General features: G+C 59.9%; 21 protein-coding genes. All 21 read right to left on the bottom strand.

Features of this window, described 5'->3' with window-relative positions; translation table 11 throughout:
* Positions 1 to 222: 222 nt before the first annotated feature.
* Entirely contained in the window at positions 223 to 1,602 is a 1,380-nt protein-coding gene (locus tag ACA071_RS08105) for a sigma-54-dependent transcriptional regulator (RefSeq protein ID WP_497643871.1), read from the bottom strand.
* A gap of 5 nt (positions 1,603 to 1,607) precedes the next feature.
* Complete coding sequence (locus ACA071_RS08100) at positions 1,608 to 2,801, bottom strand: sensor histidine kinase (protein WP_497643870.1); 1,194 nt, start codon at positions 2,799 to 2,801, stop codon at positions 1,608 to 1,610.
* A 128-nt stretch (positions 2,802 to 2,929) separates the two neighbouring features.
* Positions 2,930 to 4,405 carry a sigma-54 dependent transcriptional regulator gene (locus ACA071_RS08095; protein WP_497643869.1) on the bottom strand — a complete coding sequence of 492 codons (1,476 nt, stop codon included), beginning with the start codon at positions 4,403 to 4,405 and terminating at the stop codon, positions 2,930 to 2,932.
* Positions 4,406 to 4,574: 169 nt separating this feature from the next.
* The gene (fliT, locus tag ACA071_RS08090) at positions 4,575 to 4,871 is read right to left on the bottom strand and encodes a flagellar protein FliT (RefSeq protein WP_169371029.1); all 297 of its coding nucleotides are present in this window, start codon (positions 4,869 to 4,871) and stop codon (positions 4,575 to 4,577) included.
* 10 nt (positions 4,872 to 4,881) lie between these two features.
* Positions 4,882 to 5,277 carry a flagellar export chaperone FliS gene (fliS, locus tag ACA071_RS08085; protein WP_497643868.1) on the bottom strand — a complete coding sequence of 132 codons (396 nt, stop codon included), beginning with the start codon at positions 5,275 to 5,277 and terminating at the stop codon, positions 4,882 to 4,884.
* 132 nt (positions 5,278 to 5,409) lie between these two features.
* Complete coding sequence (gene fliD, locus ACA071_RS08080; protein WP_497643867.1) at positions 5,410 to 6,831, bottom strand: flagellar filament capping protein FliD; 1,422 nt, start codon at positions 6,829 to 6,831, stop codon at positions 5,410 to 5,412.
* Between the two features lie 82 nt (positions 6,832 to 6,913).
* Positions 6,914 to 7,285, bottom strand: coding sequence for a flagellar protein FlaG (locus tag ACA071_RS08075; RefSeq protein ID WP_497643866.1), 372 nt, complete (start codon positions 7,283 to 7,285; stop codon positions 6,914 to 6,916).
* 72 nt (positions 7,286 to 7,357) lie between these two features.
* Positions 7,358 to 8,209: a flagellin domain-containing protein gene (locus tag ACA071_RS08070; RefSeq protein WP_497643865.1), complete on the bottom strand. Its 852-nt coding sequence runs from the start codon at positions 8,207 to 8,209 to the stop codon at positions 7,358 to 7,360.
* A gap of 243 nt (positions 8,210 to 8,452) precedes the next feature.
* A complete protein-coding gene (locus ACA071_RS08065) occupies positions 8,453 to 8,719 on the bottom strand; it encodes a hypothetical protein (RefSeq protein WP_497643864.1) in 267 nt (88 codons plus the stop codon).
* Positions 8,716 to 10,008 (bottom strand): motility associated factor glycosyltransferase family protein, encoded by a 1,293-nt coding sequence (locus ACA071_RS08060; protein ID WP_497643863.1) that lies wholly within the window; start codon positions 10,006 to 10,008, stop codon positions 8,716 to 8,718. The genes ACA071_RS08065 and ACA071_RS08060 overlap by 4 nt, the downstream gene beginning before the upstream one ends.
* A 143-nt stretch (positions 10,009 to 10,151) precedes the next feature.
* Positions 10,152 to 11,078, bottom strand: a complete 927-nt coding sequence (locus tag ACA071_RS08055) for a ketoacyl-ACP synthase III (protein WP_169371036.1) — start codon at positions 11,076 to 11,078, stop codon at positions 10,152 to 10,154.
* A 229-nt stretch (positions 11,079 to 11,307) separates the two neighbouring features.
* Positions 11,308 to 12,360, bottom strand: coding sequence for a pseudaminic acid synthase (gene pseI, locus ACA071_RS08050; protein WP_497643862.1), 1,053 nt, complete (start codon positions 12,358 to 12,360; stop codon positions 11,308 to 11,310).
* Positions 12,353 to 13,858 carry a UDP-2,4-diacetamido-2,4,6-trideoxy-beta-L-altropyranose hydrolase gene (gene pseG, locus ACA071_RS08045; RefSeq protein WP_497643861.1) on the bottom strand — a complete coding sequence of 502 codons (1,506 nt, stop codon included), beginning with the start codon at positions 13,856 to 13,858 and terminating at the stop codon, positions 12,353 to 12,355. The genes pseI and pseG overlap by 8 nt, the downstream gene beginning before the upstream one ends.
* A gap of 10 nt (positions 13,859 to 13,868) precedes the next feature.
* A complete protein-coding gene (pseF, locus tag ACA071_RS08040) occupies positions 13,869 to 14,570 on the bottom strand; it encodes a pseudaminic acid cytidylyltransferase (protein WP_497643860.1) in 702 nt (233 codons plus the stop codon).
* A complete protein-coding gene (locus ACA071_RS08035; RefSeq protein ID WP_497643859.1) occupies positions 14,567 to 15,187 on the bottom strand; it encodes a pseudaminic acid biosynthesis-associated methylase in 621 nt (206 codons plus the stop codon). Before ACA071_RS08035 ends, pseF begins: the two co-directional genes overlap by 4 nt.
* 76 nt (positions 15,188 to 15,263) lie before the next feature.
* A complete protein-coding gene (gene pseC, locus ACA071_RS08030; protein WP_497643858.1) occupies positions 15,264 to 16,421 on the bottom strand; it encodes a UDP-4-amino-4,6-dideoxy-N-acetyl-beta-L-altrosamine transaminase in 1,158 nt (385 codons plus the stop codon).
* A complete protein-coding gene (gene pseB, locus ACA071_RS08025; RefSeq protein WP_497643857.1) occupies positions 16,418 to 17,419 on the bottom strand; it encodes a UDP-N-acetylglucosamine 4,6-dehydratase (inverting) in 1,002 nt (333 codons plus the stop codon). The genes pseC and pseB overlap by 4 nt, the downstream gene beginning before the upstream one ends.
* Before the next feature lie 30 nt (positions 17,420 to 17,449).
* On the bottom strand, positions 17,450 to 20,365 hold the full coding sequence (locus tag ACA071_RS08020; RefSeq protein WP_497643856.1) for a TIGR00180 family glycosyltransferase: 2,916 nt from the start codon (positions 20,363 to 20,365) through the stop codon (positions 17,450 to 17,452).
* A 56-nt stretch (positions 20,366 to 20,421) separates the two neighbouring features.
* Positions 20,422 to 21,159, bottom strand: coding sequence for a cephalosporin hydroxylase family protein (locus ACA071_RS08015; RefSeq protein ID WP_497643855.1), 738 nt, complete (start codon positions 21,157 to 21,159; stop codon positions 20,422 to 20,424).
* Between the two features lie 17 nt (positions 21,160 to 21,176).
* The gene (locus tag ACA071_RS08010; RefSeq protein WP_497643854.1) at positions 21,177 to 22,247 is read right to left on the bottom strand and encodes a class I SAM-dependent methyltransferase; all 1,071 of its coding nucleotides are present in this window, start codon (positions 22,245 to 22,247) and stop codon (positions 21,177 to 21,179) included.
* Positions 22,237 to 23,094: an NAD-dependent epimerase/dehydratase family protein gene (locus ACA071_RS08005; protein WP_169371046.1), complete on the bottom strand. Its 858-nt coding sequence runs from the start codon at positions 23,092 to 23,094 to the stop codon at positions 22,237 to 22,239. The genes ACA071_RS08010 and ACA071_RS08005 overlap by 11 nt, the downstream gene beginning before the upstream one ends.
* Positions 23,095 to 23,103 lie beyond the last annotated feature (9 nt).

Raw genomic sequence — 23,103 nt, 5'->3', positions numbered from 1 at the left:
AGTGAGGTGTTAGCAACAAGGGTGCCAGCTCGGCGGCCGCTCTAAACAAAAACCCATTCGCGCACTCACACCAATGATTGACGTCGACCGCGATCCGTAGCAGCTGGCGAAGCCTGCGTCCGGTTGCGCAGCAGCCGTGAAATCAGTCAACGCGGCGCTGCAGAAAAACCGGGGCTCAGGGTTTACGACTGCTTCGCAGCCGGACGCAGCCACAAAATGGAGTCAGGTGGCAAACAAATAAGCTTCCACATCCATTCCGGCGTCACGCATTTGCGCCAGTTTGTAGCGCAAGGTGCGCGGGCTGATGCCCAGACGCTCGGCGGCCTCTTTGCGACGGCCGCGCTCGGAGCGCAAGGTGTCGATGATCATCTGGAACTCGTGACGGCGCAGATCGTCGCCCAGGGCGCTGGCCGATTCGGTTTCGACCTCCACGGCCCGCATCGACGCCAACGCGGGTAATGGTGCACAAGCGACCGGCCCCGACAGGCAGAAATCCTGCGGCTGGATCAAACCGCCCTGCTGCAGGATCAACGCGCGCTGGATTGCGTTATCCAGCTCACGGACATTGCCCGGCCACGGATAACCGATCAAACACGCCTGCGCCTCCGGCGACAGTCTGGCCGCCGCATGCTTCATTTTATTGACGTGTTTGGCCAAAAGACGCTCGGCCAGCGGCAGGATGTCGGCGGTGCGCTCGCGCAATGGCCGCCAAGCCAGCGGAAAAACCGACAGCCGATAGTAAAGGTCTTCACGAAAACGCCCCGCCGCCACTTCACCGGCCAAATCACGGTTAGTGGTAGCGACGACGCGGATGTCCAGGCTGATCGGCTTGCGCGCGCCAACCCGTTCGACTTCCCGCTCCTGCAACACCCGCAGCAACTTGGCCTGCAAGCCCATGGGCATCTCGGAAATTTCGTCGAGCAGGATGGTCCCGCCATCGGCCTGTTCGAACTTGCCGGCCTGGGCCGCAATGGCGCCGGTGAACGAGCCTTTCTCATGACCGAACAACGTAGCCTCAAGCATGTTGTCGGGGATCGCCGCGCAGTTGATGGCAATGAACGGCTGAGTGGCGCGATGGGAGTGCTGGTGAATGTAGCGCGCCAGCACTTCCTTGCCGGTGCCGGACTCGCCAGAGATCAACACCGTCGAGTCGCTGCGTGCCACCCGTGCCGCCAGTTCGAGCAATTGCGCACTGGCCGGCTCGAAGGCAATGGGCCCTTCACCGTCGGTGGCGCCGAGACTGCCGAGCGCATGCCGCGCCACCAGATCGAGCAAAGCCTTGGGTTCGAACGGCTTGACCAGATAATCCGCCGCGCCTTGGCGCATGGCATCGACGGCCCGCTCCACGGCGCCGTGTGCCGTCATCAGCAATACCGGCAATTGCGGCTGCCGCACCCGCAACAATCCGAGCAGTTGATGGCCATCCATGCCGGGCATGTTGACGTCACTGACGACCAGATTGAACGCCTCGACACCGACCACCGCCAGCGCCTCTTCCGCCGAACCGACGGCCTTGTAATCGTGCCCCGCGAGCAACAGCGTATCCGCCAGCGCTTCCCGTAGCGCGCGGTCATCCTCGACCAGTAAAACCTTGATTGCCATGCCCTTCACTCCGCGTCCGATGCGCTGGTAAACAACGGCAGGGACACCAGCGCACAGGTGCCGCGACCGAGCCGCGAGCGCAACTGCAATTCTCCCTGATGAGCACGTGCCACTGCCTTGACCACGGTCAGGCCCAGCCCGGTCCCGGTGGTCTTGGTGGTGAAAAATGGCTCGCCCAGGCGCGCCAGTACCGTGTCATCGATGCCGCTGCCGCTATCACTGACACACAGGCGCAGATTGCTGCCACGGGTATAGAGATGAACCTTCAGGCGCACTGCAACGCCACTGGCCTGGATCGCATTTTCGATCAAGTTCAGAATCGCCCCGACCAGGGTGTCGCGATTGCACAGCAACTCCCCCGCATGACTGTCGCACTGCCAGCGGATCGGCAGGTCCTGAACATGGGTCAGCGCCGCCGCTTGCAGCGATTGCAGCAGCTCTTTAGGCGTGACGCGATTGGTCAGCGGCAGCTCGCCGCGAGCGAACACCAGCATGTCGCGCACCTGATGCTCGAGTTCGTGCAGACGTTCTTTCAAACGGCCGGCGAAGCGCTGTTGGGTGGCGACCGGCAACTCTTGTTCAGTCAAATGACTGGCGTACAGCAGGGCTGCGGAAAGCGGGGTGCGAATCTGATGGGCGAGCGAGGCAACCATTCGGCCCAGGGACGACAGGCGTTCATGGCGGGCCAGTTGATCTTGCAGGTGGCGGGTTTCGGTCAGGTCGTTGAGCAACACCAACTGACCGGGCTCGGCATCCAGCGAACGCGTGGCAATCGACAGGCGCCGACCGTCCTTGAGGGAGATTTCATGACCGTCGTCTTCACGGGGCGCAAAGCAACGGGCAATGACCTGGCGCCACAGCTCACCTTCGAGGGGCAGGCCGAGCAACTCGCAAGCCGCCGGGTTGGCTTCGCGCACCATGCCCTGGGCGTCGATAACGATGACGCCACCGGGCAACAGATCAAGGAGGTTTTGCAGGCGGTTGGCCAGGCGTTCTTTTTCCGCCAGTTCCTGCATGCGCTGGGCACTGACCACCGCCAATTCGCCCTTGAGCTCGGTGACCCGGGCCTCGAGCATGCTGTAGGAGTCAGTCAATTGGCTCGACATCTGGTTGAACAGCGCAAATGCCTGCTCAAGACCCAGCCGGCTTGTCTGCTCTACGGACGACGGTTGCCCCGAAGCGTCAGGGACAGGAGACATCTGGGCGGCTTGGGGCATCGTGCTCTCTCGCTTGGCTGACCGTCAGTGAAACGGAACGTTGCGAGAGATGTAGCAATACCCGTGCCTAAAAAAAACCGCTTATAAATGAAGGATTTGAAAAACAGGCGTCAATCATCCGCCTGTTCATCACCGTCACGACGACTCATGCCGTACTTGCGCATCTTCTCCACCAGGGTGGTGCGACGAATGCGCAGACGTTCGGCGGCACGCGCCACGATGCCATTGGCATCATCCAGCGCCTGTTGAATCAGCCCTTGCTCCAGACCACCGAGGTAGTCCTTCAGGTCCAGGCCTTCGGGCGGCAGCAGCGCATTTGCGGTGAAGTCCGGGGTATGCCCGTTGATGGCCACCCGTTCTTCCAGATCGCTGCGCAGGCTGTCGACCAATTGTTCGTCTTCGTCGTCGACGTAGCGGAATTTCTTCGGCAACTCGACCACGCCGATCACTCCGTATGGATGCATGATCGCCATGCGCTCCACCAGGTTGGCCAGCTCACGGACGTTGCCCGGCCAGCCGTGACGGCACAGGGACATGATCGCCGCCGAATTGAAACGGATCGAACCACGCTTCTCGTGCTCCATGCGCGAGATCAACTCGTTCATCAGCAACGGGATGTCTTCGACACGCTCACGCAGCGGCGCCATCTCGATCGGGAACACGTTCAGGCGATAGTAGAGGTCTTCGCGGAAGGCGCCGATCTCGATCATGCTTTCGAGATTCTTGTGGGTCGCCGCGATGATGCGCACATCGGCGCTCTGGGTCTTGTTACTGCCCACCCGCTCGAAGGTGCGCTCCTGCAGGACCCGCAGCAGCTTGACCTGCATCGGCAACGGCATGTCGCCGATTTCGTCGAGGAACAGCGTGCCGCCGTTGGCCAGTTCGAAACGCCCGGCGCGGCTGGTGATCGCGCCGGTGAAGGCACCCTTCTCATGACCGAACAGTTCGCTTTCCAGCAACTCGGCCGGGATCGCCCCGCAGTTGACCGGAACGAACGGCGCGTCACGGCGCTTGGAGTGGTAATGCAGGTTGCGCGCGACCACTTCCTTGCCGGTACCGGACTCACCGAGGATCAGCACGCTGGCATCGGTGTCGGCCACTTGCTGCATCATCTGGCGCACGTGCTGAATCGCACGGCTGGTGCCGACGAGGCTGCGGAACAGATTGGGTTCACGGTGACGACCGCGCTCGCGGGCCTGGTCGTACATCTCGCGATAGACCTGGGCACGGTGCAGGGAGTCGAGCAATTTGCTGTAGCTGGGCGGCATTTCGAGGGTCGAAAGCACTCGGCGACGCTGGTCTTCAGGCAAGTCAACGGAAGAATTATCGCCCATTAACAAAACCGGAAGGAACTCATCCCAGGTTGAGAGTGTCTTTAACAAACCCAAAAGCGCGCCAGGAGCATTGACCGTCCCGATCAGCACACAAATGACTTCACGACTTGATGACAACGAGCCGACCGCCTGCTGCCAGTCATGGCTTCCGCAGGGTAAATTTTCTTCACCGAGAAAATTTAAAATCACCGCCAAATCGCGGCGACGGACGCTATCGTCATCAATCAGCAGAATTTTGGTTTCACGCCACATGCAATAGCAACTTCCCTAGTCAACTCAATGCCCGAAATGAGGGGGCAAGCTAGACGCTTGCAGACACGTTATGCCTGTAGACGCCTGAAATCTGGATACAGCCACTAGTTAAGTCAAAAAACCGTGCACAGTCAAATTTATGGCGCACTATGTTTGGATTAACCGCGGATTAACCAAACAGATGGTAAACCTTTGCGGCATTCTGTGCTTGGTGGATCTGAGACATCTCGTCGACTATCGCCTGCCTCTCCCCCATGGCCACCTCAAGAAGTTGCTTGTAGACCCCCAGCAACTCCTCAAGGTTGTCCCGCAACGCCACCTCGTCCAGCGAAGCTTCACTCAAGACATCTTCCATGCAGGAACGGCAATCCAGGTCCAATTGACCGATCGCCTCCCAGTTGCGCTCGGCCAGTGCACCGACCAGCGCTTCGCGGGTTTGTTCGATTCGCTGCAATACAAGACTCATGGTGATCTCCTTAAAACTGCGGACCTGGCGCGGCGATGGCATCCCAGCCTTCTTTAACCGTGCGCAGCAAACCGGCGACTTCATCGAGAATCCGCGGGTCGCTCTTGATGTTCGCCTCGGCGAGGCGCTTCATCATGTAAGCGTAGAGACGGTCGAGCTCACCAACGGTATCGGCGGCTTTTTCAAGATCCAGGCCTTCGCGCAAGCCACCGATGATTCCAATGGCCTTGCTGATCGACGAACCCTTGCCGGGAATGTCCTTGCGCTCCATCGCGCCTTTGGCCTGGGCAATGCGATCCAGGCCGCCTTCCATCAGCATTTGCACCAAGCGGTGCGGACTGGCTTCGGACGTCTGGGCCTGCGCCCCAACCTTCTGATATTGCCGAAGGGCTAACATCGGATTCATGCTCTACCTCGTTGCCACTCAATGACTCGTATGACCAGTGTATCGTCTGCGAGCCTGAAAACTTTAAGATCAGAAGACAAAAACCCGGCGCACGCCGAAAAGCGTAGCCGGGTTTTTGTCGTCAGCCCATGATTACTTGCTGGACTGCTGAGCGTTCAACGACGCGAAGAAGCCGGTGATGTTGCTGGCGGTAGCCTTCATCTGGCCGACCAACAGGTCCATCGCGTTGTACTTGGCAGTCAGCGAGGCCGTCAGGTTAGCCACCCGCAAGTCCAGTGCCGTCTGCTGATTGCTCAGGTCCTTCTGGATCTTGGTCAGGTTGCTGTTGCGCTGATCCAGGATCTTGCCAGTCTGGTAGTAAGGCGTGATGGCATCCGACATGCGCGCCAGCAGGCCATTCTTTGCATCAGTACCGGTGAACAGGTTCTGGACCGAACTGCTCATGCCTGGGGTCGCCATGGCCTTGGCGTACTTGGTTGCATCGATAGTCAGCGTGCCGGTCTTCTGATCGGTCTGGATGCCCAACTGCGACAGTGCCGACAACTGACCGCCCGCACCCGGCGCCACCAGCTCATTGCGCACGGCAGTGATCAGGTTACGTGGCAGGGAGTCACCGGTCATTGCTGCGCCGATGGTCGGATTACCTTCATCATCGAGGCTCGGCTTGGTCAGCGTGGTCAGGGTATTGATCACGTTGTTGTAAGCGTCGACGAACGTTTGCAACGAAGTCTTCAGACCGTCGCTGTTGGTGCCGACAGTCACCTTGACCGGTGTCGGGCTTTCCGCCACCAGGGTCATGCTGATGCCGCCAACCGCCCCGCTGATCGTGTTGCTTTTACTGGTAACAGTCAGGCCATCGATGACGACCATTGCATCCTCGGCCAAGCCGCCGATGTTGCCCGATGCGCCAGCGGCCGGGGTCGTCCCCAGGCTGGTGGAACCATCGATCTCCAGGCCGGCAATGCCGCTGACCTTGAGGTCAGAGCCCGCGCCAGTCACCGTGGAGCCGATGACCAATCGCGAACCGTTGGCGTCGGTGACGATGTTGGCGCTGATGCCTTTGCTTTGCAAAGAGGTGTTGATTGCGTCGCGAGTGGTCTGCAGGGTCGCGCCACTGGCAATGGTCACCGGGTAATCAATACCATTTTGACTGATTTTCAACGTACCAGTCGGAATGGCACTGCTGGCACCGCCGGCAAACGCCGCACTGGCCACTTTCGAACCGGTTGCCATGTTCGTGACTGTAACGTTGTAGCTACCGTTTACCGCGGTGTTATCCGAGGTAACGGTCAACGTTGCTGGCGTACTCGACGTCGCGGTAAAACCGGAAAACGCAGGCGCGTCTCTTTTGCCGAGGTTGGTCATGGCGGTCTGGAACGCCCCCAGTGCCGATTTCAACGCACCGGTTGCAGAAATCTTGGCCGTGTTGATGGACATCTGATTGGTGATCAGCGTCTGCTTGGCCGATTTGTCGGAGTTGACCAGCGCGGTCACGATCGCACCGATGTCGAGACCGGACCCTAGACCCGAACCCGGTAAAATTGGACTTGCCATGTGCATCTCCCTATCTGTGTGTCGCCGGTCTTTTGACCACTACGCGCGGACAATGATCGTACAAACACGTTTCATGCCAGTGTCAGGCTTTGGCATCGAACAATACGTTACTGGCGTTGTGCAGGCTTTCAGCAAGCTTCATCGCCTCTGCCGACGGAATCTGTCGAATGACTTCACCGGACTCGCTGGCAATCACCTTGACGATGACTTTGCCGGATGTTTCATCGATGGAAAATTCCAGATTACGCTTGACCGACTGAACGAACTTTTCGATCTCCTGAACGGCCATTTTCAACTTATCCGAGTTGTCCGAATTGTTCGAATCCGAGCTTTTACCCGTAGCAGCGACAGCCTCTGGGCTTTCGACACGAGGCTTTTCGGACGGCTTATCGGTAGTGCTGACCGTCGGTTTAGCGGCCGGGTAAGACAAGTTCAGCTTCACGCTCATGTCCATGACCATCACCTCTTAAACGGAAAAAGCGAGAGAGCACGCAAGCGCACTCCCCCGCCAAAACTCAATCCGATATTACTGAAGCAGTTTCAGTACAGCGGATGGCAGCTGGTTAGCCTGGGCCAGAACAGCGGTGGAAGCTTGTTGCAGAGTTTGCTGTTTGGTCAGGTTAGCGGTTTCTGCGGCGAAGTCGGTATCTTGTACGCGACCTTGTGCAGCAGTAACGTTTTCAGTGATGTTTTGCAGGTTGGAGATGGTGCTGGTCAGACGGTTTTGCGAAGCACCCAGGTTTGCACGGGTTGCACCGATGGCAGCGATTGCAGCGTCGATTGCAGTGATCGCGTTGTCGATGTTGGTGGCCGCAGTAGCGCTGGTAGCACCGGTCAGAACTACAGTGCCGCTGGCAACCGACAGGCTGGTGGCGTCAAACTTGCTGCTCAGTACCAGGTCGATGTGGTTGGCAGTACCAGTGTTGGAACCCACTTGCAGGGTCATGGTGCCAGCCGAACCGTCCAGCAGGTTTTTGCCGTTCAGGTTGGTCGAAGCCGCGATACGGGTCAATTCGTCAGACATCTGAGCGAATTCAGCGTTGGTTGCGGTTTGGTCAGCAGTGCCGTTGGTGCCGTTACGTGCTTGTACAGCCAGTTCACGCATACGTTGCAGAATGTTGGTCGATTCTTGCAGAGCGCCTTCAGCGGTCTGAGCCATCGAGATACCGTCGTTGGCGTTTTTAACCGCTACGTTCTGACCGCGGATCTGGCTGGACATACGGTTGGAGATCTGCAGGCCGGCAGCGTCGTCTTTTGCGCTGTTGATTTTCAGGCCGGAGGACAGACGGGACATCGAAGTCGACAGAGCGTCGGAAGCGCGGTTCAGGTTTTTCTGAACGTTCAACGACGTGGTGTTGGTGTTTACTGTTAAAGCCATGACGAAATCCTCGTTGGTTGGGTACTGCGGCTTCCGGCCCTGGCAACCGCCGGGTATGGCCTAGAGAACCTTCGTAATAGTTATCGTCGGGAATGCAGGTTGCTTGAGGGCTTTTTGAAAAAATATTGCCATCACACTGCCACCCCCTAGAAAACAAAGGCTTAGCAGCCCCTGACCACCCGAAAAATGACGCCATAAAACCGTCCGACCCCCAAACATCCCAACCAGAGCCGTCCCCGGCTTTCAAACCTGCACGTTTTCCAGCAATTCGACCAGTTCGTACTCCATGAAGTCAGCCAGACCCAGCCAATCCTGGCGCTCCTGACAGGCCAACAGATGGGTGAGCACCTGCGCCCACTGCAGCTGGACCTCCCGGGGCGCCGTCGACAACAGTCGCTGCGCCTCATCGAACACGTCAACCATGCTCAACGCTGCCTCGACATCGCGGCCCAGCCGAAACAACCCGGCGCATTGCCGGCATTCGTTGACGCATTGCGAAAGCGCGCTCACTGCACGAACTCCTGATTGAACTGCGTGCCGGCAATCATCGCGCCCGCCCGACTACTGTTAAAGAAGCGCACCTCGGGGTGCCCGGCGATGTAGCGCTCCAGCTCACACAGGTAGCTGCGGAAATTCAGTTGCGTCCTGACCCGCTCGCCATGCCCGTCGCGCACCCAGTGTCGGGCCAGATTGACCCCTGGTCCCAGATCACCATCACCCCAGCCGGCATGAGTCTTGTTCATCGGGAAGGCGAAGTCGGCGCCAAACAGGGTAATGCGCCCGGCGCCCATCTTCACCGCCAGGTCCACGGCGGGATGAATCACGCTGCCGCCCACATAGAGTTGTGCCCTGCTGTGCTGGTGACGCAACGTGGCGTAGATCGGGCTGGCCGAATACCCGCCATAGCGCTTGCCCTTCCAGGCTTTCAACACCTGTGGATCGCTCATGGGCAGGTACACCAGCGGGATGCCGTCGGAGTCTTCGAAGGGCAAATGCCGCAAGCTGATGCGCTGATCGATGCTCACCACCAGGTCTGGCTTGATCCCGTGCTCGCGCAACGGTCGATAAGCGGTGTCGACACAAATGAGCAGCGGTCGCTGCGCCTGTTGGCGTATCGTCGCCAATTGCTCGAAATGCGATTCCAGGCTGGGCCCGGTACCGATCACATAGATTTCCTGGCCCGCACAGGTACCGAACAACTGCGCGACATCATCGTCGGCGAGCAGCACTTCGAGGCTGTCCTGCAAGCGCTGGAGAATCACCGGGGATTGCGGATCAAACTCGCGGTTGTTGAAACTCAGGTGCACTTCACTGACCAGGCGATCACGAATCTTCGCGTTGAAGTCGTCTGCCAGCACCATTTCGGAGGGCAGCGCAAAAAACGGTGTGTAGATATCCGCTTGATCACCGGCATACAGCAGCTCCACCCGCGGATCGTCGAGCCATTGGCGCTGGTCGAGCAGCTGCAGCACCAAGGCGAACAGGGCGCCGTTAAGAATATGCACGTACAGCCGCTCAAGCTCGGCACGCTCCAGCAGGACCGTCGGCAAATCGCCCAAGCCAGTGCCATAGACATGCAATTGCGCCTTGTCCATCGGCAGACTGGCGGCCTGCACGCGAGCTTCGCGGACACGATCATGGCGACTGGTGAGTTGAATCCCGCCAATGCTCAGCGTCGAACCCAGCCCTTCGGACAACTCGGCCTGGATCGCCGTACTGTCTTCCAGCATCAATCGCGCATACAGCGTCGGCCAGCGCCGCTCTATCACCCGAGCATTGTCGTCAAAGCTTTCGCTCATGTTGCCTCGCTGTTCTTACAGGCAAAAAAATAGCGTTCAAGGTTAACCCCTGAACGCTATTTTTGTATTGGCCCGTTTGATTTTTCAGGACCACTGAATGATCCCGCAGGAGCAGCCATCGGCAGCTCCTGCAAGAGCCTGGTTCAAGGACGGTAGATGATCGCCGACCCCCAGGACAGCCCCACCCCAAAACCGCTGAGCGCAACACGCTTCCAGTCGGAATCCAGAACGTGTTTTTCCAGCAGCAACGGAATGCTCGACGACACGGTGTTGCCGGTTTCGACCATGTCCTTGATGAACTTCTCCGGCTCGCCTTCGAAACGGCGGGCGACCGCGTCGACAATCGCCGCACTGCCCTGGTGAATGCAGAACGCGTCGATATCGTCAGCCTTGAGGCCTGACTCATCCAGCAACTCATGCAAATGCGCCGGGACTTTGAGCAGCGCGAAGTTGAAGACCTGACGACCGTTCATGTAGAACACGCCATCGGTGACCTTCAAGTGCGGCGCGCCGGAACCGTCGGTGCCGAACTTGGCCTTGCCCAGTTGCCAGGGTGCATCTTCGCCCATCCAGGTTGCGGTAGCGGCATCGCCAAACAACATGGTGGTGTTGCGATCTTCCGGGTCGACGATCTTGGAGTACGGATCAGCAGTCACCAGCAAGCCGTTTTTCAGGCCCGTGGCTTCCATGAAGCCCTTGATCGCGTAGATGCCGTAGACGTAGCCCGAGCAGCCCAGGGAAATATCAAACGCGGCCACGTTGGTCGACAGGCCCAGCTTGTCCTGAACGATGGCGGCGGTGTGCGGCAGGCCTTCTTCGTCACCGTTCTGGGTGACGACGATCAGCACGTCGATAGCTTCGCGTTTCAAATCGGGGTTATTGGCGAACAGCGCGTTGGCTGCTTCGACACACAGGTCCGAGGTTTCTTGCTCAGCGTCTTTGCGCGGCAGGAAGGCCGAACCGATCTTGCCCAGGATGAACTCTTCATCCTTCTCGAATTTTGCACCTTGTGCGTAATTGTCCACGCCGGCTACAGGAACGTAGCTCGCAATGCTTTTTATGCCAATCATTACGGCTTCCCAATAATAAACAGCCCAATACCACCGCTCGCAAGGATTCGAGGGGCGCCGACATACAGAGATTTTCAGCCGCCCGAAACGGGCGACAGCAGGAAGCGTCAAGGGCTATCACTGGACCCGATAAAGGGCCAGGCGCCATCTCCCCGGTCAATACAATACAGTGAAGATGCGCGTTATGACTCATAGGTCACGCTATTTTGCCGAATCAACCCGACAAGGGTTATTCGACCAATGACCAGTCCAGCGCCGTTCCGCGCTTGATCGCCTGGCGAGCGCGGCGACCCAGCAGGGTTTCAGCGTGTTTGGGCGCCAGCCCCAGCCCCGGGCGAATGGCCCGCAGATTGGCGGCGGTGAAGGGTTCTCCGGCGGCCATGTCCTGGGTGACGTACAGCGAACGCCGGTACACCAGCGATTTGCGTTCGGCCTCGGTCACGCCGTAATGCACGTGCCCCATGGCCTGCCAGGCACGCTCGGTTTCGATCACCAGGCTGGCCAGTTCCGCCGGTTCCAGGGAGAAACTGGCGTCCACGCCACCGGCTGCACGGTCAAGGGTGAAGTGTTTTTCCACCACCGTCGCTCCGAGTGCCACGGCGGCGACGGACACGCCGACGCCCATGGAGTGATCGGACAGCCCGACCTCACAACCAAACAATTCCCGCAGATGAGGAATGGTTCGCACATTGCTGTTGGCCGGTGTCGCCGGGTAAGTGCTGGTGCACTTGAGCAACACCAGGTCCTTGCACCCGGCCTCGCGGGCGGCGCGTACGGTTTCGTCAAGTTCGGCGATGCTGGCCATGCCGGTGGAGATGATCAGTGGCTTGCCGGTGGCGGCGACTCGACGGATCAGCGGCAGGTCGGTGTTCTCGAAACTGGCGATCTTGTAGGCCGGTACATCGAGGCTTTCGAGGAAGTCCACGGCTGTATCGTCGAACGGCGTCGAGAAGGCGAGCATGCCCAGTTCCTTGGCGCGGGCGAAAATCGGTGCGTGCCACTCCCATGGCGTATGGGCCTTCTCGTACAACGCGTACAACGACGTACCGGTCCACAGGCTATTCGGGTCCTTGATGAAGAACTCGCCTTCATCGAGGTCCAGGGTCATGGTCTCGGCGGTGTAGGTTTGCAGCTTCAAGGCATGGGCACCGGCCTTGGCGGCGGCTTCGACGATTTGCAGCGCCACGTCCAGGGACTGGTTATGGTTGCCACTCATCTCGGCAATGATGAACGGCGGCGCATCGGCACCGATCCAACGGTCGCCAATCTTGAAACTAGTCATTTACGTGATCCTTCAATACGCGGGTGAACACGCAAGCACTCTGGGTAAAACCGGCTTCGCGAAACAGACTCAGCGACGGCTGGTTGGCAGGCAATACTTGCGCGGTGATGGTTTGCAGTTGCGGCCAATGGGCCTTCACGAAGGCTTCGCCCCGAGCCAGCAGCGCCCTGCCCCAGCCCAGACCGAAACGGTCTTCGAACAGATAAATCGAGACTTCGGCGCTGACCCCGCGCAGGTCGTAACGCAACGCGCCGACCGGGCCTTCGCCCGCTTCGGCGATCAGCAGCAAGCGCTGCTCGTTGTTCAAACTTGCAGCCAGCCAGGCCTGGTGTGACGGCCAATCGATGATGCGGCTGTCCAGTGACCAACGCCGTACAGCTTCGGCATTACGCCCTTCGAACAACAATCGCGCATCGTCCACGGTCGCCGCGCGCACCGGCAACACCGCACCGAGCAGCGCTGCCGCCACTCGTTGCACACCACGACCATCGACCAACTGCCGGGAACGCTCGGCCAGGCTCTGGCGCAAACCCTGATTGCCCGCGACAAAACCGATGGCCTGGCGCAATTGCTCAACGCTGACCTGCTCCCGCGCCCCGAGGAACACATGGGCGCCTGAAGTGGCCATGACCTCACCGTTGGCCTGCTGGTTATTTGACACGGCAATGCAAACTGTCGGCAGCCCCATGGCGGCGCGCTCCCAACTGGTGCCGCCACCGGCGCCGATAAACAGGTCGGCCTCGGTCATCAACCGGTAAAAGTCGCTGACAAAACTGTGCAAGCGCCAGTTCGCACGATCGGCTGCCAGCACTTGCATCGCGTCCCAGGCCGGGTTGTCGGCACCGGCGACGAAGTCGACTTCCAGCGCCGCGAAGTCCGCCAGCGCCAGCATTGCGTGATGGGTCTGCATCGCCGCATCGAAGCCGCCGAAGTTCACCAATACGCGTTTGGCCCGGGGTTTGATTTCAATCGCCGGGCAGCAGAACTCATCGCGCAGCATGGCAAAGCGTGGGCCGAGCAAGGTCCGGCAGTCGGGAGCAATCAGGCCCGCGTAAGCCGCTGGCGTGCCCGAAAGATTCTGGTTGAGCAGCAGATCGACGCTGTAGGTGCGCGTTGCCAGATCATCCACCGCCGCGATCCGTGGCGCCCAGCGACGGGCCGCGGTCTGCCAGTGATGGTCGAGGCCGTAGTGGTCGACGATGATCCAGTCGAAGGCGGGATGGTTTTCCAGCGCCAGGCCCAGGGCCGCAATATCCGCCTGCCACGGCAACAGGGATTCGATGGCCTGGTGCGGGTCTTCATCGAGATACCGGTCCGGCAGTGCGAAGGTTTCAAAACCCTCGGCGGCGAGACTGTCGAGCCGATGGCCCGGTAATTGGCGACAGGCAAACGCCACGTACACACCCTGCTGGCGCAACACCCTGGCCAGGGTCAGGCAGCGGGCGATGTGGCCGCTGCCGATGGTCGGCGAAGCGTCGGCGCGGATCAGCACCCTCATTTCAAAGCACTCATTGCAACTCACCACCGGCCTTCAACGCGGCATACAGGTACTCGGCGCGCTTCCAGTCTTCAGGTGTATCGATGTCTTGCACCAGATAACGCGGCAGAATCACCGGCAGGCTTTGCGGCGAATACAACACCTCGCCGCGCAACCAGGCGTCGCTGCGCCCCCAATAGAATTGCCCGGCATCCTGATAGGCCGGCGGCAGATCTTGCGAGCGCGTCTGGCTGAACTGCGGGTACAACGCGGTCAATGCGCCGTGATCGTCAAGGGTCAAGGCGCGCTGCACCGGGAAACCGAAGTCGCACACCGAGAACGCGAAGGACTTGTCCGGATGCTGCTCCAGCAGCGCCAGCCCCTGTTGCAGAAACCGGATTTGCAACAACGGTGCCGTGGCGTAGATGCAACAGGCAAAATCAAAATCCTGTCCCTGCAACGCTTGCAGCGCATGGACAATCACCGCTGCCGTGCCGGTGAAATCATCCGCCAATGGCGCGGGCCGCATGAACGGTACGTGCGCACCGCAGGCCCGGGCCAGTTCGGCGATTTCTTCGTCATCGGTGCTGACCACCACTTGGGCGAACAGCTTCGAATCGAGAGCGGTTTGAATCGAACGGGCAATCATCGGCACGCCGTCGAACGGCTTGAGGTTCTTGCGCGGTATGCGTTTGCTGCCACCGCGGGCCGGGATGATTGCGATGCTGTTCACGGGCGTTTTTCCAGAAGGAACCAGGTGATGTCGTCCACCGGGAATTGCGGGTCGCGGTGGTAACCGAAACCGTAATCCACCAGTTGCAAATCAGCGTAACGATCGAGCATTTCCCCGGCAAAATCGCGTTTGAACAACTTGCCGCTGTTACCGCGATAGGACACCTCGACCGGCGCCGGGTTGTAGTACTCGGCGATCAGGATATAACGCTGACTCAATTCATACAGCTGCGCATACGCCGCCGGCAACAGCTCCGGCGCCAGATGAATCAGCACGCCTTTGCTCAGAGTCAGGTCAAAGCCGCGCTCGCGGGGGAAATCGAACAGCGAGCCGTGCCAGATCTGCGCGATCCCCAGTGCCTGCGCCTGAGCGCAAGCGCTTTCGTTGATCTCCACGCCGAACAGTTCACATTGCGGCAACAACTGACGCAACGCCTGCAAATTGTTGCCGGCATTGGTGCCCAGTTCCACCAGGCTTTCGATTCGCCCGGCACGGGTCAATGCCTTGGCAAACAAGGCCAGGTTGGCCGCCACCAATGGCTGTCCGACGTTGCGGTCAACGTACTGGTTACCGAAGTCGCCCTGCCAGAATTTTTCCTGCTCACTCAGTTCACGCATTGCACAGTTCCCATCCGCTTATCTCTCAGGCCAAGTGCTATCCCCGTAGGAGCTGCCCAGCAGCCTTTCAAGGTATTTATTCCGTCAGCCGTCGCAGTTGCTCGACCACATAGTCCTGCTGCTCGTCGCTGAGCAACGGAAACAGCGGCAGGCTAATCGCCTCGGCGTAATAACGCTCAGCTTCCGGGAAGTCACCGTCAGCGAAACCCAGGTCACGATAGTAAGGCTGCAAATGCACCGGAATGTAGTGCAGATTCACCCCGACCCCAGCCGCGCGCAACCCTTCGAACACCTGCCGATGACTGAGGTTGATGCGATCAAGCTGCAGGCGCACCACATACAGATGCCACGCCGATTCCGCTTCTGGCTGAGCGCTGGGCAAGGTCAGCGGCAAGTACGCCAGCAAGCGGTCATAACGCGCCGCCAATTCACGCCGGCGTTCGATGAAGTCATCCAGTTTACTGAGTTGCGACAACCCGAGGGCCGCTTGCAGATCGGTGATGCGGTAGTTGAAACCCAGTTCAATCTGCTGGTAATACCAAGGGCCATGACTGGGTTCGGTCATTTGTTCGGGGTCGCGGGTCATGCCGTGGCTGCGCAGGCGCTGCAGGCGCTCGGCCAGGTCCCGGCGATTGGTCAGCACCATGCCGCCTTCGGCGCTGGTGATGATTTTCACCGGATGGAAGCTGAACACCGTCATCGCCGCGAAATCACCGCAGCCCACCGGTCGCCCGGCATAGGACGCGCCGACCGCGTGGGAGGCGTCTTCAATGATCGTGAAACCATAGCGCTCGGCCAGTTCGGCGAGCATGCGCATATCGCAGCTCTGCCCGGAGAACGCCACCGCCACCAGCACCTTGGGCAGCGTGCCGTTGTCTTCAGCCGCTTCCAACTTGGCCTTCAGCGCGTAGGCATCGAGGTTCCAGGTCAGCGGGTCGATGTCGACGAAGTCCACCTCGGCGCCGCAATAACGACCGCAATTGGCCGAGGCCAGAAAGGTATTGGGCGTGGTCCACAACCAATCGCCCGGCCCAAGCCCCGCCGCCAGGCAAGCGATGTGCAACGCCGCCGTGGCGTTACACACCGCCACCGCGAAATCGGCTTGGCAACGCTCGGCCATGGCCTGCTCGAAACGCTCGATGGTCGGCCCCTGAGTCAGCCAGTCGGACTGCAACACGGCGACGACCGCGTCAATGTCCGCCTGGTCGAGACTCTGCCGGCCATAGGGAATCATGCCGACAGGTCCGCATGCAGGTCAGCGATCTGCCCGACCGAGAGGAACTGCGGGTTGGTGTCGGAACGATACTCGAAGTCTTCACTGACCGGTCGGCCCTGCTCGCCCAGTTTGTCCACGGCAAAATCCACGTCGACGCTGGTGAAGCGGATCGACGGCTGGATCGTGTAGTGATCAGCGAACTCCAGGGTCATGCGCGCATCGTCCAGCGGCACCATCAGCTCATGGAGTTTTTCCCCCGGACGAATCCCTACATGCTTGTGCGGCAGGTGCTCGGCCATGCCCAGCGCCAGATCGACGATGCGAATCGACGGAATCTTCGGCACGAATACTTCACCGCCATGCATCCGGGCAAAGCTGTCGAGCACGAACTGCACGCCGTGATCGAGGGTGATCCAGAAGCGCGTCATGCGCTCGTCGGTGATCGGCAGCTCGGTCGCGCCTTCGTTGATCAGTTTGCTGAAGAACGGCACCACCGAGCCACGCGAACCGGCGACGTTGCCGTAGCGCACCACGGCAAAGCGGGTCTGCTGTTCGCCGGCAATGTTATTGGCGGCGACGAACAGTTTGTCCGACAGCAGCTTGGTTGCGCCGTACAGGTTGATCGGGCTGGCCGCCTTGTCGGTGGACAGCGCAACGACCTGCTTCACGCCATTGTCGATGGCGGCGGCAATGATGTTTTCCGCGCCGTTGACGTTGGTGCGAATGCATTCGGTCGGGTTGTACTCGGCGGCCGGTACTTGCTTCAGGGCTGCGGCATGCACCACGTAATCGATGCCGCGCATGGCCTGGCGCAAACGCTCGGCATCGCGCACATCACCGAGGAAGTAGCGCATGCACGGTGCGTTGAACGTCTGCTGCATCTCGTACTGCTTGAGCTCGTCGCGGGAGAACACCACCACGCGCTTGGGCTGGTATTGCTCCAGCAAGCGACGGATGAAATTGCGCCCGAACGAACCGGTGCCGCCGGAGATGAAAATCGATTTACCGTTGAACATGCCTTGAGTCCTTGTACCTGTCTGCCAGGTTTATGCGAGCAACTGCGCCCAATTGATCGGGGCACTTTCACCCAAGGTAAAACCTTTGCCGGTCAAGGCCAGGTTGGCGTTGTAGGCCGGGTCCTGGGCGAACGCAGCGCTCCATTTTTCGCGCAGTGCTTCGAGGGCCTGTGGTGCCTGAGGCATCACGCCCGAGTGAATGACCTGCACCAGTGGCGTCCACACGGTGAGGTAACCCGCCTGGCCGGCCTTGAGGCATAGATCCACATCGCTGAAACCTTGCGCGAAGGTCTCATCGTCCAGGCCACCCAAGGCGCCAAACAGCTCTTTGCGCACCATCAGGCACGCCTTCGACACGGCCGAGTAGTTCTGCTCCAGCGCCAACCGATGCAGGTAGCCGGCCGCGTCTTGTTTTTCACCGACAAAGGCCGAACCGACTCCGCCATTCATGCCCAGAATCAGGCCGGCTTGCGTGACCTTGCCATCACGATCGATCAGTTTGGCCCCGACGATACCCACTTCCGGACGCTGGGCATGGTTGAGCAGCGACTCGATCCAGTTCGGATTGACCACTTCACTGTCGACCGCCAGCAGTACCAGGTATTCGCCCTGCGCCTGCTGGCTGGCGGCGTTGTACAAGGCCGCCTCACTCAACGGCTGATCGGCGCACAACACACGGACCTTCGAATTGCGCAGCGTACCCAGGAAATCATTAATGTCCGCCGACTGGTTCGGGTTTGCCGCGACCAACACTTCGTAACGGGTGTAGCGCGTTTTCAGTAGCACGCTGTCCAGGTAGCGTTGCAACACCGCCACATCGTCCCCGGCCGGTACGATGATCGAGACCAGCGGACGCTCGGTGTGACGGTAATCGATCTGGTAGGTGCCGGGCACCGGCGAGGTGATCTTGGCCTTGTAGCCGCGGTTTCCCAGGTGGCGCGACAACGCCAGGCGCTCTTCGGGGTTTTCTTCCAGCACCGGTGCCTGGGAAATCAGCAACGGCTCATCGAGGTGGGCCAACCCGTTCAGGCCGCCCTGCTCGATGATGCGCAGCAACAAGTCGAACTCCAACGCCTTGCTGAAATCTGGCTGGTAGCCGCCCACCTCGATCAGTACTTCCCGGCGGATCAGCCAGTGCCGCGCCATCAAGGCTGGCAGGCTTTGCAACAGGTCAAGGTTGAAGCCCGGACGGAACACATCCACCAGTGCGCCTTTGGCAGTGCGCTGGATTTCATCAGTGGCCACGGCGCGGATGTCGGTGGCCGACATCAGTTCCAGGCTGGCGCGCAACAGACCGCCGGCGGTGAACTCGTCACCGGCCTCGGCCAGCAACAGCCAGTCGCAGGTCGATTGATGGGCGCTCTGGTTGAGTTTGTCGACAAAGTTGCTTTGCGTGACGCGGACGAAGTGCAGCGTGTTTTGCGCAGTCGTCGCCGCCGGTGGTTCACCGGTGGTGAGCACGACGATTTTGAACGCCTTGCCGTGACCTTCGACCAGGCTGTCGAGGGTGACCTGCAACTTGTCGATGTCGTTGTCCAGGTCCAGCAAAAAGATCCCGAACTGCGGACCGCCATCATGGGCTGCCAGATGCTGGGCAATCGAACCGGCCTGTTGTGCATCGGGCTGACGAGGCGCCAACCAGTTGAGCAGACGCCCGGACGTCATCTTGTCGAACGTCGGGTGATGGTCCTCGACCGATACCGCTTCAAGGCGCGCGATCCAGTCACGCATCGTCTGCGCATCGTCGTCCTCGCCCAACAACTCCAGTTGCGCCGCCAGGCGTTTGACCACGGTACGGTTGAAGGCATTGGCGTCGTGGGCCTGCCACAAACGATCGACCACACTTTCCGAGGTATCGTTATTGCGAGCGCGCAGCAAGTGCTCCTGACGCGTCCATACACCTTCCAGGCCTTCGAGCTGAATGCGCCCGGCCGGCATGGCGTGCAGCAGAAATTCAAACTGGGTCAGACGGTCGAAAAACGCCTGGTTGTAGAACGGCATCTCCACGTACTGCAACGGCCCGAAGCGGCGGACCGGCGCCTTCATGGCCTGATTCCAGGTGGACTGAATAATCAGCTCCGCTGTCAGTGCCCGGCCGGTTTTCAGGCTGTCGACCATGGCTTCGAAGCTTTCCAGGGCAAACGCCTTGCCCTGCTGCGCATCGAGATCCTTGATGCCGGTGGGCAACGTAGCGAGGAATTCGGCAAACGCTTCGCGCTCGGCCACCGATTTGGCATCGGTGTAGGTCAGCGAGTAATACACCTCCGTACTGTGCTCGGAGACGCCATAGTTGATCTCGCGCACCACGTAGGCCGTCGGCAGGATTCGCGCCTTGGCGCTCGCCAACAGGAAGTACACGTGGCCGATTTCCTGCCATTCGAAACCGGTGCCCGGCGGCAATGCCGAATGCCAGGTTTTCATCAGGTCGGTGCGGGTCACGGCGTAGAACGGCGGCAGGTACTGCTTCATGTAATCCAGCACGCGGTCCTGGGCCCGCTCGGACGAATAGTCTTCGCAAACCTTTTTGTCACGACGGTAATAGCTCACGCCATCGGCAAGGGTCAGGTACATCAGGCAATAGCCGTGGCACATGCCGTAATCGGGGTTTGCTTCGAGGAAGCCGACCGAGTCGAACAACGCGTCATGCAGAATGAAGTCATCGTCCGCCGCCAGCACCATATATGGCGTGGTCAACAACTCGACACCATAGGCCAGTTTGGCCTGCATGCCCCAGTAGGCAAACTGTGGCACGTGATGATAATCGACCGCGGAAAAATCGCCGTCGGGCCGCTCGGCAGTGGAGTCCAGTACCAGGACTTTGCAAGGCAAGGTGCTGTAGTACTTCAACGCCCGGCGCAAAAACGCCGGCCGGTTGTGGGTAATCAGCACCACCGTCAACAGCTCATTGAGTGGCAACGTGTGTTCAGAACTGTACTCGCCTTGCATAACCTCTCCCCACAACCGGCATATCGCCAAAGTAACGCGTTGTTGATGTTTGCGACTTAACGAACCCGACGCAGGTAGCCGTCCGGTGCCACGGTAATCAGCAGTTTGTTGTGCATCTGCTGATCGATCTCGAAGTCCTGGTTTTCTTCCAGGTATTTCCACACGGCGGTCTTCGGGTTGTCGCCCGGGCCCCATGGTCGATCCGGGAAGAAGTCGGCCGGCATGTCTTCAACCACGGTGTCCATCACCACGCAGTAGCTGTCGACTGACACCAGCGGTGCATAGAGGCGCAGTTCTTCCAGGACGTGGTCGTGGGTATGGTTGGAATCCAGCACGAGGATGACTTTCTTGCCTTCGGCCAGCGCACGCACTTGAGCGGCGGTCGCCGGGTCGATGCTCGAGCCTTCGATCATCTTGATGCGCTTGCTCATCGGGTGGCTTTCGATGGCTTCGCGGTTGTGCGGGCGGATGTCCAGGTCGATGCCCAGGACTTCGCCGTGGCCTTGCAGCTCCAGCAGGGACGCGTAGTAGATGATCGAACCGCCATGGGCGATGCCGCACTCGATCACCAGGTCTGGCTTGACCTGCCAGATGATTTCTTGCATCGCCATCATGTCTTGCGGCAACTGGATGATCGGACGCCCCATCCACGAGAAGTGGTAGCTGTACTTGTGGCGGGCCGATTCATTGAAGAAGTCGCGGGCCAATTGGGTGACTTTCTGGTCATCGGCCTGACGGGCGATTTCGGCCTGGCATTCGGCTTCGAAGGCTTTATGGATGGTGTTGTCAGTCATGTTGGAATTCTCAATGGTCACAGGAACGAAGCGCTATCGACGGCGTGATAGACGTAGCGTCCACCAGTCATCCGCTTGATTTCTTCGAGGTAGTTGGAGTTCATCACAAACAGGTTGGCGCCCTCGGGCAGACCGTCCAGGGCCTCTTGCGGAGAGGACACACGCGCCCCGCTCAGCGGCAGGTAACGCCCCTGCTTGGAGGGATTGATGTCGACCACATGCTCGACGGTCACACCGGCGCGCTGCAGGAAGAGCGAATAGATCACCCCTTTGGACGAGGCGCCCCAGATGCCTGCGGCCTGACTGCCGCTGGCCTGAATGATCTGCACCGCGCGACCGATGCTGGCGGTGAAGTTGTCCGCGAGCGTGAGCAGACGCGGCGACTCGACCGGGGTGCGGCGCAAGGTCGAGAGGTCGGCGACGATGTACAGGTACTGACCGCCAAACAGGTGCCCGGCCTCGTGCACCGTACCGAACAGCCCGCGCAAGTCTGCGAGACGGAAGTAGTTCACATGCTCGTAGAACACGTCGAACCAGGCGTTGTGCTCGACGATCCAGTCGAAGCACGGCACCTCGATGTAAATCTGCCCGCCCTGGTTGGCACTGGCGATGTCGGCCAGGAAACTCACCGGGTCGCTGATGTGTTCCAGAACGTGACGCAAGACAATCGCGTCGGCATTCAGCCCCAACTCTTGAGTGAAAGGCGCCTTGATGACTTCGGCGTTATCACCTTCGTAGGAAGGGTCAATACCCGTGATGGCATAGCCCAGCCCGCGCAACATCTCGAGGAAATAGCCTTTGCCGCAACCGACTTCAATCAGGCTTTGGCCTTTGAAATGATGAGCGAGGATGGCCTCGACATCATTCAAGTGCTGCTGGAACTGCACCGAGTGGGCCTGTTCGTTTTGGTAGTCGGCGTCGTAGCTGAGTTTGCTGGCGTCGAACGCCTGGTTGAAGATCAGCCCGCTCTGGCTGTCCTGCACCAGCACGATATCGGCGCTGCCCGACGCCTGGGCCTGTTCGGCGCTGGCAAACGTACGGTTCTGCAAAACCGGCAGCCCGCTCACTCGATATAGCTCACGCTGCATGTTCTTCTCCTGCCAGTTGCGAAATCCGCTGGGCCACGCCCCAGAACGCCATGGGTTCATGGGCGGAGTAACCGTAGTGCCCCAGATTCAGGGCGATGGACGCTTGACGCTGACGCACATGCTGCTCAACCAGTGCCCTGACGGACACCGGTTGCCCGCTGCAGCAATTGATGACGCCCGCGACATCGCGACGGCCGATGAGCGCCGCCAGCAAGCCGGCGGCCTGGCTGATTTCCAGGTAGTCACGCAACTGGTCGCCCGCCGACATGTTGAACTGCGGATCACCGGCGTCGATGGCCCGGTCGAGGCTGGCCAACAGACTGTTGGGGTTCTGCCCCTCGCCGTGCAGATAAAACAGTCGAGCCCATTGCAAGGTGAACGGACGCTCACGCTGCAAGGCTTCGAGAAACAGCCGCAAGGTGTGTTTGGCCAAGCCATAGGGGGTGTTGGGTTGCGCGGCCACCGCCTCACTCAGCGGACCACTTTGCAGCCCGTACTCGAAGCAGGTGCCGGTGACCAGCACCTGGCTGACGCCCGCCTCGATCACACGCTTGAGAAAGGTGTAATCCAGCGGCAAGTTGCGCTCGAAATGGAACAGCGCCTGATAGTTCGGCAAGCCGGTCCAGGCCAGGTGGGCGATGACGTCGATCCCCTCGGCCAATGCCGCCACATCCAGGTCCGGGTCCTGGATATCCGCCGCGACGAATTCCACATCGTTAAACCATGGCAACACACGGGCGGCTTCGAGGTTGCGTGAAACCGCGCGCACCTTGAAACCCTTGGCGAGCAACGCGCTGACCAGATGCCGGCCGACGAAGCCAGTGGCCCCCGTGACCAACACGTTCATCGCGCGGGC

The organism is Pseudomonas sp. LBUM1646 (genome assembly GCF_059716165.1).
This window is presented reverse-complemented; position numbering and strand designations above follow the sequence as displayed.

Excerpts from the sequence above, each read along its gene's own strand:
- ACA071_RS08105 (WP_497643871.1), bottom strand. The coding sequence starts at position 1,602 with ATGGCAATCAAGGTTTTACTGGTCGAGGATGACCGCGCGCTACGGGAA.
- ACA071_RS08100 (WP_497643870.1), bottom strand. The coding sequence starts at position 2,801 with ATGTCTCCTGTCCCTGACGCTTCGGGGCAACCGTCGTCCGTAGAGCAG.
- ACA071_RS08095 (WP_497643869.1), bottom strand. The coding sequence starts at position 4,405 with ATGTGGCGTGAAACCAAAATTCTGCTGATTGATGACGATAGCGTCCGT.
- fliT (WP_169371029.1), bottom strand. The coding sequence starts at position 4,871 with ATGAGTCTTGTATTGCAGCGAATCGAACAAACCCGCGAAGCGCTGGTC.
- fliS (WP_497643868.1), bottom strand. The coding sequence starts at position 5,277 with ATGAATCCGATGTTAGCCCTTCGGCAATATCAGAAGGTTGGGGCGCAG.
- fliD (WP_497643867.1), bottom strand. The coding sequence starts at position 6,831 with ATGGCAAGTCCAATTTTACCGGGTTCGGGTCTAGGGTCCGGTCTCGAC.
- ACA071_RS08075 (WP_497643866.1), bottom strand. The coding sequence starts at position 7,285 with ATGGACATGAGCGTGAAGCTGAACTTGTCTTACCCGGCCGCTAAACCG.
- ACA071_RS08070 (WP_497643865.1), bottom strand. The coding sequence starts at position 8,209 with ATGGCTTTAACAGTAAACACCAACACCACGTCGTTGAACGTTCAGAAA.
- ACA071_RS08060 (WP_497643863.1), bottom strand. The coding sequence starts at position 10,008 with ATGAGCGAAAGCTTTGACGACAATGCTCGGGTGATAGAGCGGCGCTGG.
- ACA071_RS08055 (WP_169371036.1), bottom strand. The coding sequence starts at position 11,078 with ATGATTGGCATAAAAAGCATTGCGAGCTACGTTCCTGTAGCCGGCGTG.
- pseI (WP_497643862.1), bottom strand. The coding sequence starts at position 12,360 with ATGACTAGTTTCAAGATTGGCGACCGTTGGATCGGTGCCGATGCGCCG.
- pseG (WP_497643861.1), bottom strand. The coding sequence starts at position 13,858 with ATGAGGGTGCTGATCCGCGCCGACGCTTCGCCGACCATCGGCAGCGGC.
- ACA071_RS08035 (WP_497643859.1), bottom strand. The coding sequence starts at position 15,187 with ATGCGTGAACTGAGTGAGCAGGAAAAATTCTGGCAGGGCGACTTCGGT.
- pseC (WP_497643858.1), bottom strand. The coding sequence starts at position 16,421 with ATGATTCCCTATGGCCGGCAGAGTCTCGACCAGGCGGACATTGACGCG.
- pseB (WP_497643857.1), bottom strand. The coding sequence starts at position 17,419 with ATGTTCAACGGTAAATCGATTTTCATCTCCGGCGGCACCGGTTCGTTC.
- ACA071_RS08020 (WP_497643856.1), bottom strand. The coding sequence starts at position 20,365 with ATGCAAGGCGAGTACAGTTCTGAACACACGTTGCCACTCAATGAGCTG.
- ACA071_RS08015 (WP_497643855.1), bottom strand. The coding sequence starts at position 21,159 with ATGACTGACAACACCATCCATAAAGCCTTCGAAGCCGAATGCCAGGCC.
- ACA071_RS08010 (WP_497643854.1), bottom strand. The coding sequence starts at position 22,247 with ATGCAGCGTGAGCTATATCGAGTGAGCGGGCTGCCGGTTTTGCAGAAC.
- ACA071_RS08005 (WP_169371046.1), bottom strand. The coding sequence starts at position 23,094 with ATGAACGTGTTGGTCACGGGGGCCACTGGCTTCGTCGGCCGGCATCTG.